The sequence below is a fragment of the Chromobacterium sp. FG89 genome (assembly GCF_057808735.1).
This window is the reverse complement of sequence record NZ_JBMDIQ010000012.1, coordinates 21,874-33,413: the sequence shown is the minus strand read 5'-3', so window position 1 is coordinate 33,413 and position 11,540 is coordinate 21,874. Positions and strand designations below refer to the sequence as shown.

The 11,540-nt window shown below is 59.7% G+C and carries 17 protein-coding genes; 7 read left to right on the top strand and 10 right to left on the bottom strand.

Annotated features, from left to right (window positions below; genetic code table 11):
* The 3 genes from ACODRW_RS13390 to ACODRW_RS13380 all read left to right on the top strand — a co-directional run bounded on the left by ACODRW_RS13390 (nt 1) and on the right by ACODRW_RS13380 (nt 4,043).
* Complete coding sequence (locus tag ACODRW_RS13390; RefSeq protein WP_107799277.1) at nt 1–1,122, top strand: DmpA family aminopeptidase; 1,122 nt, start codon at nt 1–3, stop codon at nt 1,120–1,122.
* A gap of 102 nt (nt 1,123–1,224) precedes the next feature.
* Nucleotides 1,225–2,184, top strand: coding sequence for a GGDEF domain-containing protein (locus ACODRW_RS13385; protein WP_107799276.1), 960 nt, complete (start codon nt 1,225–1,227; stop codon nt 2,182–2,184).
* Between the two features lie 149 nt (nt 2,185–2,333).
* The gene (locus ACODRW_RS13380; protein ID WP_107799275.1) at nt 2,334–4,043 is read left to right on the top strand and encodes a cation:proton antiporter domain-containing protein; all 1,710 of its coding nucleotides are present in this window, start codon (nt 2,334–2,336) and stop codon (nt 4,041–4,043) included.
* On the opposite strand, the gene ACODRW_RS13375 is transcribed toward ACODRW_RS13380, so the two are convergent.
* The gene (locus ACODRW_RS13375; RefSeq protein WP_227108146.1) at nt 4,012–4,452 is read right to left on the bottom strand and encodes an SRPBCC family protein; all 441 of its coding nucleotides are present in this window, start codon (nt 4,450–4,452) and stop codon (nt 4,012–4,014) included. The genes ACODRW_RS13380 and ACODRW_RS13375 overlap by 32 nt on opposite strands.
* Nucleotides 4,453–4,777: 325 nt before the next feature.
* Here ACODRW_RS13375 and ACODRW_RS13370 point away from each other — a divergent pair, with 325 nt between their 5' ends.
* The 4 genes from ACODRW_RS13370 to ACODRW_RS13355 all read left to right on the top strand — a co-directional run bounded on the left by ACODRW_RS13370 (nt 4,778) and on the right by ACODRW_RS13355 (nt 7,267).
* A complete protein-coding gene (locus tag ACODRW_RS13370) occupies nt 4,778–5,032 on the top strand; it encodes a hypothetical protein (protein WP_488905953.1) in 255 nt (84 codons plus the stop codon).
* A 655-nt stretch (nt 5,033–5,687) separates the two neighbouring features.
* On the top strand, nt 5,688–5,999 hold the full coding sequence (locus ACODRW_RS13365) for a hypothetical protein (RefSeq protein ID WP_227108148.1): 312 nt from the start codon (nt 5,688–5,690) through the stop codon (nt 5,997–5,999).
* A gap of 251 nt (nt 6,000–6,250) precedes the next feature.
* Nucleotides 6,251–6,880, top strand: a complete 630-nt coding sequence (locus ACODRW_RS13360) for a porin family protein (protein ID WP_488905952.1) — start codon at nt 6,251–6,253, stop codon at nt 6,878–6,880.
* A gap of 81 nt (nt 6,881–6,961) precedes the next feature.
* Nucleotides 6,962–7,267, top strand: coding sequence for a hypothetical protein (locus ACODRW_RS13355; protein WP_235088824.1), 306 nt, complete (start codon nt 6,962–6,964; stop codon nt 7,265–7,267).
* A gap of 495 nt (nt 7,268–7,762) precedes the next feature.
* Here ACODRW_RS13355 and ACODRW_RS13350 read toward each other — a convergent pair whose 3' ends face one another.
* From ACODRW_RS13350 to ACODRW_RS13310, 9 genes are all read right to left on the bottom strand, one after another.
* Nucleotides 7,763–8,095: a hypothetical protein gene (locus ACODRW_RS13350; protein WP_488905951.1), complete on the bottom strand. Its 333-nt coding sequence runs from the start codon at nt 8,093–8,095 to the stop codon at nt 7,763–7,765.
* 155 nt (nt 8,096–8,250) lie between these two features.
* Complete coding sequence (locus ACODRW_RS13345) at nt 8,251–8,628, bottom strand: hypothetical protein (protein WP_488905950.1); 378 nt, start codon at nt 8,626–8,628, stop codon at nt 8,251–8,253.
* A 1-nt stretch (nt 8,629) separates the two neighbouring features.
* A complete protein-coding gene (locus ACODRW_RS13340; RefSeq protein ID WP_488905949.1) occupies nt 8,630–9,061 on the bottom strand; it encodes a lysozyme in 432 nt (143 codons plus the stop codon).
* Nucleotides 9,062–9,119: 58 nt separating this feature from the next.
* The gene (locus ACODRW_RS13335) at nt 9,120–9,395 is read right to left on the bottom strand and encodes a phage holin family protein (protein ID WP_486636634.1); all 276 of its coding nucleotides are present in this window, start codon (nt 9,393–9,395) and stop codon (nt 9,120–9,122) included.
* Between the two features lie 18 nt (nt 9,396–9,413).
* The gene (locus tag ACODRW_RS13330; RefSeq protein WP_488905948.1) at nt 9,414–9,701 is read right to left on the bottom strand and encodes a DUF5658 family protein; all 288 of its coding nucleotides are present in this window, start codon (nt 9,699–9,701) and stop codon (nt 9,414–9,416) included.
* Nucleotides 9,701–10,012, bottom strand: coding sequence for a hypothetical protein (locus ACODRW_RS13325; RefSeq protein WP_488905947.1), 312 nt, complete (start codon nt 10,010–10,012; stop codon nt 9,701–9,703). Before ACODRW_RS13325 ends, ACODRW_RS13330 begins: the two co-directional genes overlap by 1 nt.
* A gap of 7 nt (nt 10,013–10,019) precedes the next feature.
* Entirely contained in the window at nt 10,020–10,955 is a 936-nt protein-coding gene (locus tag ACODRW_RS13320) for a hypothetical protein (protein WP_488905946.1), read from the bottom strand.
* On the bottom strand, nt 10,945–11,175 hold the full coding sequence (locus ACODRW_RS13315; RefSeq protein ID WP_488905945.1) for a hypothetical protein: 231 nt from the start codon (nt 11,173–11,175) through the stop codon (nt 10,945–10,947). The genes ACODRW_RS13320 and ACODRW_RS13315 overlap by 11 nt, the downstream gene beginning before the upstream one ends.
* Nucleotides 11,172–11,534 carry a hypothetical protein gene (locus ACODRW_RS13310; protein ID WP_488905944.1) on the bottom strand — a complete coding sequence of 121 codons (363 nt, stop codon included), beginning with the start codon at nt 11,532–11,534 and terminating at the stop codon, nt 11,172–11,174. The genes ACODRW_RS13315 and ACODRW_RS13310 overlap by 4 nt, the downstream gene beginning before the upstream one ends.
* Nucleotides 11,535–11,540: the final 6 nt, after the last annotated feature.

Sequence of the window (11,540 nt, the reverse complement as noted above, 5' to 3'; positions counted from 1 at the left end):
ATGTTGAAACGAGCCAGAGCATTGGGCATTCGCATCGGCCAGGGCGAACCCGGCCCCCTGAACGCGATTACGGACGTGCCCGGCGTGAGGGTGGGGCACGCCGCCGCCTGGGCGGATTTCGACGACGGCCGCCGCGCGCGCACCGGGGTCACGGTGATCGAACCGCGGCCGGGTCTGGCGCGGCGCATGCCGTGCTTTGCCGGCGTGCATGTGTTGAACGGCAACGGCGACGCCAGCGGCCTGGAGTGGCTGCGCGAGGCCGGCGTGCTGAGCACGCCGATCGCGCTGACCAATACCCATAGCGTGGGCGTGGTGCGGGACGCCTTGATCGCCGGCGAGCGCGAGGCGGTGGCCGGCGAGCCGCAGCTGTATTGGACCATGCCGGTGGTGCTGGAAACCTTCGACGGCCTGCTCAATGACATCAACGGCTTTCACGTGAAGGCGGAACACGCGCGCGCCGCGCAAGCGGCGGCCAGCGGCGGCCTGCCGGCCGAGGGCAGCGTGGGCGGCGGCAGTGGCATGATCTGCCATGAGTTCAAGGGCGGCATCGGCACCGCTTCGCGACGGCTGCCGGCGGAGGCGGGCGGCTGGACGGTGGGGGCGCTGGTGCAGGCCAATCACGGCAAGCGCGGCTCCTTGCTGGTGGAGGGCTACCCGGTGGGCCGCCACCTGAGCTGCGCGGAGATTCCCTCGCCGTTTGACGCCGGACGGCTGCCGCAGCCGGGCATGGGCTCCATCGTGGCGGTGCTGGCCACCGACGCGCCCTTGCTGCCGGATCAATGCCGGCGGCTGGCGCAGCGCGCCGGCATCGGCATCGCCCGCACCGGCGGCGGCACCGAGGATTCCAGCGGCGACATCTTCGTGGCCTTCGCCACCGGCAACCAAGGCCTGCCGATGACCGATTACGCCGGCAAGGGCGCTTTGACCTGCGCGGTGGAAATGGTGAACGCGGACCATCTCTCGCCCTTGTTCGAGGCGGCGGCGGAAGCGGTGGAAGAAGCCATCGTCAACGCCTTGCTGGCGGCGGGCGATCTGAGCGGCCACCACGGCCACGCGGCGCATGGCCTCAAGGCCGAGCGCTTGCTGGCCGCTTTGCGGGAAAGCGGCTGGCGTCCACGCTGACCGGCGCGTCGGCGCGCGGCCCCGGTGTTTTGTTTGCGTCATGAAATGCTATTATCATGGCATGGGGCCGCATCGGCGGCGGACACACAGCAGGAGGCGGAGATGAAGACACCGGACAGCCCGGCCGACGAACCGCAGCGTTTGGCGACCCTGCGCGCGCTGGGCGTGCTGGACACGGCGGCGGAGGAACGTTTCGACCGCCTGACCCGCATGGCCAAGCGTTTGTTTCGGGTGCCCATCGCCCTGGTCAGCCTGGTGGACGAGAACCGTCAGTGGTTCAAGTCCTGCGTCGGGCTGTCGGCGGCGGAAACCGGACGCGATATTTCTTTTTGCGGCCACGCCATACTGGGCGACGACATCTTCTACATCCCGGACGCGCTGGCGGACGAGCGCTTCGCCGACAACCCGCTGGTGACGGACGCGCCGTATATTCGCTTCTACGCCGGCTGCCCGCTGCACGCGGCCAACGGCGCCAAGGTGGGCACCCTGTGCGTGATCGATGTCCAGCCGCGCGAGTTCGATCACGACGACGCGCAGGCGCTGCACGATCTGGCGCGCATGGTGGAGGCTGAGCTGATCGCCTTCCAGGCCGCCACCACCGATGAGCTGACCGGTCTCTCCAACCGGCGCGGCTTCCGGCTGCTGGCGCAGTACAGCCTCAATTTCTGCGCGCGGCAAAACCTGCCGGTCAGCCTGGCCTTCATGGACCTGGACAAGTTCAAGGCGATCAACGACAGCTTCGGCCACGCCGCCGGGGACCATGCGCTGGCGGCTTTCGCCGAACAGATGCGCGCCTCCTTCCGCTCCGCGGACCTGCTGGCGCGGTTGGGCGGGGACGAGTTCGTGGTCTTGCTGTCCGATGTCGAGCATGAGCGGGCGCAGGCGGCGATGGCCAAATTCGCGCGTCACCTGGAGGCTTACAACGCCGGCGCCGGCCAGCCTTATCGGCTGGCGTTTTCCGACGGCATCGTGGAGCTGGACGCGGAGCGCCACTTCTCCATCGAGGCGCTGCTGGCGGAGGGCGACGAGCTGATGTATTCGATCAAGGCCGCCAAACGCTAGCCGCGGGCGGCTTCCCGGAGCGGCGCGCCCGCTTGTCCACGTGATTTTTACAGCGGAACTTTCACTTTTCATGCCCCTCTAGTCTGAAAACAAACTGCGCAGCATCCTGTGCGCCTAAATAAAAAATCCACACTAGGGAGGCGGCCGCCATGGTCCATGATGTGTCCTTGATTTCCACCATTGCGGCGGGCCTCGGCCTGTCCCTGATTCTGGGCCTGCTCTGCGAGCGGATGCGCATCCCGGCCCTGGTCGGCTATCTGCTGGCCGGCATCGTCATCGGCCCGGCCACGCCGGGCTTCGTCGCCGATATGAAGATCGCCGCGCAGCTGTCCGAAATCGGCGTGATGCTGCTGATGTTCGGCGTCGGCTTGCACTTTTCGATGAAGGACCTGCTGTCGGTCCGGCGCATCGCCGTGCCGGGCGCCATCGTGCAAATGAGCGCCGCCACCGGGCTGGCGCTGTTCATCGCCTGGTGCTGGGGCTGGAGCTGGTCCAGCGGTTTGATCTTCGGCCTGTCGCTGTCCTGCGCCAGCACCGTGGTGCTGCTCAAGGCGCTGGAAGTGCGCGGCATCCTGGACACCATCAACGGCCGCATCGCCGTGGGCTGGCTGGTGGTGGAGGACCTGGCCTGCGTGCTGGTGCTGGTGCTGATGCCGCCGATGGCGGCGTTGTTGAGCGGCGCGCCCGCCGCCGCCAACGCCGCGCCGCTGTGGCAGACCATTATGCTGACCTTGCTGCAAGTGGCCGCCTTCATCGCCCTGATGCTGATCGCCGGCCGGCGCGCCTTGCCGTGGCTGCTGTGGCGGGTGGCCAAGACCGGATCGCGCGAGCTGTTCACGCTGGCCGTGACGGCGGCGGCCATCGGCATCGCCTTCGGCGCCGCCCATCTGTTCAACGTCTCCTTCGCGCTGGGCGCTTTCTTCGCCGGCATGATGATGCGGGAGTCCGAATTCAGCCACCGCGCCGCCCGCGAATCGCTGCCGCTGCGCGACGCCTTCTCCGTATTGTTCTTCGTGTCGGTGGGCATGCTGTTCGATCCGGCGATTCTGCTGGAACAGCCGCTGATGGTGCTGAGCGCGGTGGCCGTCATCATGCTGGGCAAAACCCTGGCGGCGCTGGCCCTGGTCATTCTGTACCGCTATCCCTTGAGCACGGCGCTGACCATTGCCGCCAGCCTGGCGCAGATCGGGGAATTCTCCTTCATCCTGGCCGGGCTGGGCGTGTCGCTGGGCCTGCTGTCGGCGCAGGGCATGAGCCTGGTGCTGGCCAGCGCCCTGATCTCCATTGGCCTCAATCCGCTGTTGTTCGCCTTGCTGGAGCCCTTGCGCGGCTGGCTGCTGGCGCGCTCGGAATGGGCGCGCAGCCTGGAGCGCAGGGCGGACCCCTACGCCGAGCTGCCGATGAGCACCGAACGCAAATATCTGGAAGGCCAGGTGGTGCTGGTGGGCTACGGCCGCATCGGCCGCGGCGTGGCGGCGGAGCTGGAGCGCAATCGGGTGCCCTTTGTGGTGGTGGACCATAATCGCGAGCTGGTGGAAACGCTGCGCAATCAGGGCCGGGCGGCGGTGACCGGCGACGCCGCCGAGGCGGCCGTGTTGATCCAGGCGCATATCGTCAACGCCTCGGTGTTGGCGGTGACCACGGCGGACGCGCTCAATCTGCGACAGATGGTGGAGGTGGCGCGCACCTTGAACCCGGAGCTGCGCATCGCGCTGCGCGCGCGCAACGGGGAGGAAGCCGAACTATTGCGCGGAGAAGGGCTGGGCGCGGTGTTCCTGGCGGACGAGGAGCTGGCCGGCAGCATCGGCCGCCATGTGCTGCACTGCTTCACCGCGGAGTCGCCGCGGGCGGCGCACTGAGCCCCGCGGATTCATCCCGCTCCAGCCAGGCTTTGGCCGCGGCCAGGTCGCGCGCCACCCAGTCGGCGTCGGCCTCGAATTGCGCGTCGTCGACGCCTGCTTGGCGAAACAGGGTCAACAGCAACTCGCAACCCTCGTCGCGCGCCAGCAGGCGCAAGGGAACGTAGACCTCCGCCTGACCGGGCGGCGACACCCAGTGATCCAGCACGCCGTAGTCGTTGGCCGGCGAAAAGCGCAGGGGCATCACGCCCTGCGGCGTGTCCGCCAGCCAGCCGTCGCCGTCGCGGCGCAAGGCCCCGGCCAGGCCGGACGCCCAGCGCGGGAAGTTTTCCGGCGGCGCCAGCAAGGCGTAGGCGCGGGCGAAAGGGCAGGCAATACTGACGCTGAGATGGCGCGGCGGCGCGGGCATGGGATTCTCCAATACGGCGATGCTACTTGAGTGTAGACGACGGCGGACCATGTGCCGTTGACATGCTTCGCGCCAACGGGCTATGGTCATTCCCGGTGCTCAAAACACCTATACTACTAGCGGCTACCGCACCCGTAAGATTCGCGGTTTTTTTGCGTCCATGGTTTTGGCAAACTCCCACTTGTGGGACAATGCGCGTCCATGGCCGGGTGTGCGGCTAATACAATACCCGCAAGGGGAATACGCCCGCCGACTAGTAGCGGTTTTGAGCACCCGGCCGCCCTCTCAAAAGGGGCGAAATCAAAAATGCTACTAGGAGGCCGCCATGGCCAAGATCGACACCCTCCGCGAGGCGCGTCGCGCCCTCAGGCATATTCGTGCCGCCCAATCCCATTTCAAACAATTGCCCGAGGCGCTGCGCCGGGAGATGTCCCGTCAACCGCCGCGTCAAACGCCGTTCATCGTAGAACTGTCCCCGGAGGTTTTGTGGAGCCTGCTGGAGGCGAGGTATGGCGTGGAATGCGCGTATGAGCGGCTGCGCCTGCTGCTGGCGGCGGCGCGGACAGAAACCGTCAAATAGATTGCCGCCGGTGAGAGGGCGGGAATGAGAAAAGCCCGGACGATGCGTCCGGGCTTTTGATATGGGCGAAAGCGCTGAGACTTGGACTGACGGTGGACTCGCACTCAAGACAGTTTCAAGTCAGATTGTTTTTTGTGTAATTTCATTGGCCGGCATAATCAGCCAGTTTCCACTATCCGCTGTGACTTATGTGGTTTGAATGTGGGCTAATTAATTCAGGCAGGCAGCGAAGACCCGCTAACAAAACCCCTGATCCTGCCTTGCACCTCCTTGTCGTACGACTGGTACTGCCTGCGTTGGCGCGCCTTAGCCCAGGTTCTCTGCGAGGTGTAGTGAGCTGCTCTAAATGGACTGAATATTATTTTATGCATTTTTCTAATTAGTAAGATCAGCAAGCACAAACCGTGCTGAAAGAATGTGAATAATAACTAACAAAAATTGAGAACGGAAGACATGCCAGTCAGTCCCTAAAGTGTGCGGCCGCATTGGTATTGGCTTGATTGTTAATGCTAGTTGTGTTTTGACTGCCTTAATCAAGGCTTGTGTGAGTATCGAGGCAAGCGCCTTAAGGTATTCCTATTGCCTTAATTTTATTGTCAATATAGGGATTTGTGAATTTTCTGCATATTTCTAGCACATTTAAAGGAGTTTGATTATGAAGACTGTAAATATTCTGACTATTCCTTTTGCCGCCGTTCTTATGCTGGCGTCTTCCTTCGTTAGCGCATCACCTGCTGAATCGGCGAACGCCAAGGAGGCCGCATCCGCCATGCAACAAGCCGGCAAACCGCCTGCAACATTAAATGCTCTAGTCGATCAAATCCAGCCAAGAAAGCCGGGGCAGTGCTTCTCTGCAAAGAACTGCACGGGGAAAGTCATTGGCAACCACCAACATGCGCATAACTGCAAAAATGCAGGTGGCAAATCTTGGCGCAGCGGCGTGACAGGACAATGCAGTAATTTGTAATCTTTTCAGTTCTTAATCTTAAACAACAGCTTCGCGAGCTTTGGCTCGTGGAGCTGTTTTTCGTTAACAGGCTCTGCGCTTAGAGGATTGTTGATTAATTGCTCTATTTTTCATGGGCTTATTGGGTGTTTCCATTGTGATTTTATGCGATTAAATTATGTTAATTGGGTTTTGTAAACTAATATTTACACCCTGTTACGGAACTTGGCTAGTCAGTTGACAGAAGTAATACAAACGTTTGAAATAATTTGATGAAAATAAATGCCCAACCACCAACCAATAGATTGAAAATGAAAAAACTTATCATTGCTTCCATTCTGGGACTGTCCGCAGTTACCGCTCATGCGGCTGAGAGTGGCGCGTATGTTTTTGGTAATTTGGGCTACAACACGGAGAAGGTAAAGAGCCAAGAAGGAATCACTGACAATAAAAGCGCAGGAGGTATCTGGGAGGTCGGAGCCGGCTACCGCTTCGGCTCCTACTTTGCGACGGAAGTGTCATACCTCAACTTCGGCAAGATGCAATACTCTGCTGTCGACGAAGACGGGAAAACAAACTATTCGGTACCGATGCATGCTGAGAGGCTGGCTCTGGTCGGGATTCTGCCAGTGTCAGAAGATGTTGAACTTTTTGGCAAAGTCAGCCTCAACAACGTGCACACCTCAATCAAAGGAGAAGCCGGCGGAGTAAGTGCAAGCATAAGTAAACGCAAAGTACTGCCTGGTATTGGCATTGGTGCTAGCTATGCGATCACAAAAAACTTTGCCCTGCGTGGTGAGTACGAGTATATCAAGAGTGCGATGAACTCCATGAGTGAGGGTAGTAAGGATGTGACATCGGGCACCAATCTATTCAAGCTTGGTGTAAGCTACCAGTTCTAATTTGGTTGGCCCTCCATTTGGAGGGCTTCTTGATATTGTATAAGGATGGATATGCGGTTTTTGCTTTTAGGAAGTGTTCTGATGTCATTTTCGATAGTGGCTGGTGCGAAGGAAATGGATGCGGCCACGTCCAAAAGATATGGGGTATGTGTTGGGGTTGCCAACTCGGTGGCTCAGACATTGACTGCTTTTTCTGATATGGGCAGTAGTGAAATCTGGTTGTGGCGGAATAGTAAAATTAGAAATTGTGAATACAATTCTAAGGATGATGGTTATTTCTTTAAGGAAAGCCTAAAAGAAATGTGGAGTTTTGCGAATAAAAAAATAGAAAATGATAACAAGGCAAAAGTAAGAAATAGTGACTATTCCATGGAGCTGGAAAATTAGCCTTCTGTCAAGGATGCATTTGGTCCCTCGCCGCATAGAGCCCGGTCATAACTGGGCTTTATTTATTTTGGACAGCTGAAGAAGTGGAGCCTTTGAAGCAGGGCCATCATCAAAGAGCCGTGACAGGGCGATTTGGTGTTCAGCAGCAAGGAGGGCATCGCGGATGAGGGCAAAATTTTGCCCGCTGGGAGTGTGCTGGAAAGTTAAAGTCCACGCGGTAGAGGTCCCGAAACGGCAATAGCCCAAGCATAGGCTTGGGCTATTTATTTTGGCGGAAGCGGTGAGATTCGAACTCACGGTGGGCTCGCACCCACGACGGTTTTCAAGACCGACTGAATTTGTAAATTTGTATTAAAATCAAATACTTGCGCCTTTTGCCATCACGCAAGTTGCGGCACTCTGCGTCACAGTACAGCTCAGTACAACTGGGCTGCGGCGCAAATTCGTCACATCGTCATTTCTACGCCAAAAAGTGTGCGGCACAAATCCGACACATCAAAACGGCTTGGCAGGCCTGCCGTCTAGCACTCCTCTATACCGTTCCTTGATCGCGTCTTGCAGCAATGGCACAGCAGCCATTCGCGTCTCACCAGCCAGCCCAAGCTGGCGGTATCGTCTCATCATCCCATCGAGATCAGATATAAGCATCAGCATCCACGTCGCCAGTTCCAGCTGTCGCCCATCTGCAGGGAACAGGTCGCCACCCAACGGCTCGATGCCGCGGAACGACGCGACGATCCGCGACCCCTGACCGAGCGTCAACGTCTTGCTCCGGACCAGGTGGTCAAACGCGATTGCCGCGCGCTCAAGTATCTCTTCGGGTGGCATGCTGGAATCCGGTTATGGCCAGATTCCAGCATAGCTACTGCACCGCGGCTTGATGCTTCACCCAATCCTGAAGCCCGCCGAGCTTGTCTGCTGTGCGCCGGCACACCTCATAGTTGCCTATGACCACCTGCAGCGCGTCGTTCTCGGTTGCGCCTTCATTCAGCGTCTGCAGCTGCTCCGCTGGCGTCATGAGCTGAGCCGGTGGCGTCGGAAAGCCGGCCGAGAGCGGCAGCATTGTGGAGCTGCACCCAGCCAGCAGGAAGAGTGCGAACGTCGGGATGAGTTTCCACATACTTGGTGACCTCTTTGTTGATGGTCCGGTAGACGATTTGAGTTTGTTGCGCGGTGGCGGTGGCGGAGGCGTCTATTTTGGCGCTGACAGCATCCTGTTTTGCCTTTGTGTCCAGCGCGGCCTGATCCTGTTTGACCTGCGTCTGGGCCGTGTCTCGCTCAGCTACTACCGCGCGATAGTGCCAGCCGGCAGCGGCCACCGCGGCCAGCACCAGACCGACAATGATCAGTTTCCAGTTCATTTCATTTCCTCATGAACAGTGCTTGCTCTGCGGCGCGGCGGCGGGTCAGGCCAGGTAGTTCCTTGCCGCCGGCCTTGTTCCATCGCGGGAACTGGCCAGCCGCGCCGGCGTAGTCGCCAGCGTTCAGCAAGCGGAGGAGGGTTGAGCTCTGCAGTGAGCCCAGGCCCAGGTTGTAGCTGAAGCAGACCAGCGCATCGAACTGGTTCTGGGTCAGCGGCACCTTGACCAGTCGGGTGACGCCGGTTTCGAAGCGGCTCAGATCGCGCGCCAGCAGCGCGTCGGCCTGGGCCTGGGTGATGACTTGTCCAGGCGTAACGTCCGGGCCGGTGTGGCCGTAGCCGTTCGTCCAGATGCCGGCCGGGCATTTGTATGCGACCAGCTTCAGGCCCTCGGAACTCTTCACCAGCGTGACTCCTGCATCGCTTGTTTTCATGCATGCCTCCAAAAGAAAAAGCCCGCTCTTGGCGGGCCATTGGGTTTTGAGCCGATTGTTACTGCATCACGTCTGCGCGTTTTTTGAGCCACGCCTCCAGATACTGTGCCCCCAGAATGCCGAGGCCGGCGCCGATACCTACAAGCGCGGGCAGCGGCAGGTTGGGGAACTGCATCAACGCAACGCCGGCAATCGTCGAAGTTGCTCCGCCGAGGATTGCGCGGCCGAGCGCCAAGCGTACGGTGATCTCCTCCTGGCTTGCCAGCAGCTTGCCAATCCCAATCAGCGCGCCCACCACCAGCAGTGCCAACAACCCCTTTTCGTGTTCTTGCATGCTTCCTCCCTAAATGGATCAGGGCCGGTTTTGCCGGCCCTGGTAGATTGCTCGAAAGTTGTTGATCAGCACCGCGGCGTAGATCACCGCCAGAATCGCGTAGGCTGGCCATGGTGGCCGCAGCCACCAGCATGTGGCCAGCAGCGCCAGCTTGGTCAGCAGCAGCGCGGGCAACACTCCGATGCGGTGCATCACGCGCGCCAGCCAGCTGTTGGCCTCTCGACCGATCCCGGCACGCAGGGCATGCCAAGTGCTTGCGATATCCAGCAACTGCTGGATGGCCACAATTAGGATCAGCCACCGCATCATTGGGCCCCATTCTCGGACAGTGCAGAAACCTGCGCTCGCAGGTCTACTATCTGCGCATCACGTTCTTGCAACCGCTGCTTCAGCGTTTCGATTTCAGCCAGTGCATTGATATTGAGCGCAGCAGCGATTTCGCCAAGAGGCTGGCCGGCTGCTCCTGCGACGATCGCAACCGGCTGAGCCATGCCCGTCTCTGTTCGAATCTCTCCGGACAATGCATTTTTAACTTCGGCGGCATAGATCACATGCGCGCCAACAATGCCTGCCGGCGATCCTCTCACCAGGAGTTCATACAAAAAAGGAGTGCTCATATAAGCCTCAGAGGTCTGTCATGGTTGGAACGCGCCATTTCTGGCCGTTGCTGAAAACATGCGTTGGCCCGCTTGGGCCATCAGTGATGATCGCCATCGCACCCGGACACGTACTCGCAATCGGTAACGTGGCGCGTGTAAATTGCCCCGTTCTAATTACCCCGCCCGCAATGATATTGCCCGGCGCTTCATAATTAGGCCCGGACCAAGAATGGCTATAAACGGCATCTCCACCACCATTGAGGTGCATCACGGCAGAAACGACTCCGGTGTCGCTGGAGTTTGCATGCACGTCAAACGCACCCAAATAACGAGTCCCGTACTGAACGGCTCGCCATATTGCATAGGCTGAATCGTTCCGAGGGCACGAAAGCACAACGGTTGCAGGCCGCCACTTCCAATCCAAATAGGCGCCGCCGGCGATGGTGGAGTTTATGGAGCTTGAGAAAGTCTTCTCCGCCGTGATCGTTTGGGTGGTATTGGTAGTCAACGGCTCAATATTGCCGGAATGCCAAATCCTGTTTTTTCGGCTTCCCACTCCTTGCCAAGCGTCCACCCCATCACGCGCTACTCGGAAAAACAACTCGTTTCCGTACTGGGCCAGCAGTTGTAATCGTCGAGCGCTGCCCAGCGCTACCGAGACATCCAGCATCAAGTCGGTTTCACCATTACGCCTGACGGGATATACCCCCATCGGCAGAGCAGCATCCTGTTGTCCTTCGCTCACCTCGCTGCGCGGCATGACCCCATCGGCGCGGACTTTGGTGATGGCACCGTTCAGCGCTCGCCAGCTCGGCACCTGCCTTGTGCTGCCGTCTTCGGCAACAATGTTTGCGATGTCCGAGTCGGGGTCAAACACGCTCCAGTAGCTGCGGGCCGCGACATACCAGATCGTCTGCATTTTCCCGAGGCCATTCGCAAGCCCGGCCCAATCATCCGCCATGTTTTTTGTCCTCCAAATCAAAAGCCCCGCTTGGGCGGGGCTTGGGATACTCATCTTTTACGGCCCGTACGCTGGCCAGCATTTGACGCATTTCGTCGGTGAGCAACTCAGTAGGCAGTTGCGCCGCCCAGCGCCACAACACATCAAGTTGATCGCCAATAGCGGGATACTCCACGGCCCGGACTGGGCGGTGATCGCCCTGGTGGTGAAGTTGCATCATGTCGACACCTCGAACACAGCCAACTGCGCGGGGAAACCGTCAACGACGATGTGGTGCAGTCCTGGCAGCGAAAACGAAAGCTGGCACTCGGTGTCCGAGCAAGCATACTCGACGCCATCGACGATCAGCCGGCATGGCACTGGCAGATCACGGAGCACCATGCCATCAAGCCGGACCGTGTTAACCGGTCTTGACTCAATCATGCCGTCGCCACGGATGTACTGTGTCACCGGGTCGGCCTCGCCCTGCAGCAGCAATTTGCCCTGAGCGAAGTCGATCTCCACGTTCTCGCGCGGCGCGAGACCGGTCTGCAATATGCGGCCGGTCTCGTCGTACTCGATGATGCTGATTTTCTCCACGACTCC

Coding starts and splice junctions, on each gene's coding strand:
- ACODRW_RS13365 (WP_227108148.1), top strand. CDS start 5,688: ATGAAGACTGTAAATATTCTGACTATTCCTTTTGCCGCCGTTCTTATG.
- ACODRW_RS13385 (WP_107799276.1), top strand. CDS start 1,225: ATGAAGACACCGGACAGCCCGGCCGACGAACCGCAGCGTTTGGCGACC.
- ACODRW_RS13375 (WP_227108146.1), bottom strand. CDS start 4,452: ATGCCCGCGCCGCCGCGCCATCTCAGCGTCAGTATTGCCTGCCCTTTC.
- ACODRW_RS13335 (WP_486636634.1), bottom strand. CDS start 9,395: ATGCAAGAACACGAAAAGGGGTTGTTGGCACTGCTGGTGGTGGGCGCG.
- ACODRW_RS13370 (WP_488905953.1), top strand. CDS start 4,778: ATGGCCAAGATCGACACCCTCCGCGAGGCGCGTCGCGCCCTCAGGCAT.
- ACODRW_RS13350 (WP_488905951.1), bottom strand. CDS start 8,095: ATGCCACCCGAAGAGATACTTGAGCGCGCGGCAATCGCGTTTGACCAC.
- ACODRW_RS13320 (WP_488905946.1), bottom strand. CDS start 10,955: ATGGCGGATGATTGGGCCGGGCTTGCGAATGGCCTCGGGAAAATGCAG.
- ACODRW_RS13315 (WP_488905945.1), bottom strand. CDS start 11,175: ATGATGCAACTTCACCACCAGGGCGATCACCGCCCAGTCCGGGCCGTG.
- ACODRW_RS13380 (WP_107799275.1), top strand. CDS start 2,334: ATGGTCCATGATGTGTCCTTGATTTCCACCATTGCGGCGGGCCTCGGC.
- ACODRW_RS13340 (WP_488905949.1), bottom strand. CDS start 9,061: ATGAAAACAAGCGATGCAGGAGTCACGCTGGTGAAGAGTTCCGAGGGC.
- ACODRW_RS13390 (WP_107799277.1), top strand. CDS start 1: ATGTTGAAACGAGCCAGAGCATTGGGCATTCGCATCGGCCAGGGCGAA.
- ACODRW_RS13325 (WP_488905947.1), bottom strand. CDS start 10,012: ATGAGCACTCCTTTTTTGTATGAACTCCTGGTGAGAGGATCGCCGGCA.
- ACODRW_RS13355 (WP_235088824.1), top strand. CDS start 6,962: ATGTCATTTTCGATAGTGGCTGGTGCGAAGGAAATGGATGCGGCCACG.
- ACODRW_RS13330 (WP_488905948.1), bottom strand. CDS start 9,701: ATGCGGTGGCTGATCCTAATTGTGGCCATCCAGCAGTTGCTGGATATC.
- ACODRW_RS13345 (WP_488905950.1), bottom strand. CDS start 8,628: ATGAACTGGAAACTGATCATTGTCGGTCTGGTGCTGGCCGCGGTGGCC.
- ACODRW_RS13360 (WP_488905952.1), top strand. CDS start 6,251: ATGAAAATAAATGCCCAACCACCAACCAATAGATTGAAAATGAAAAAA.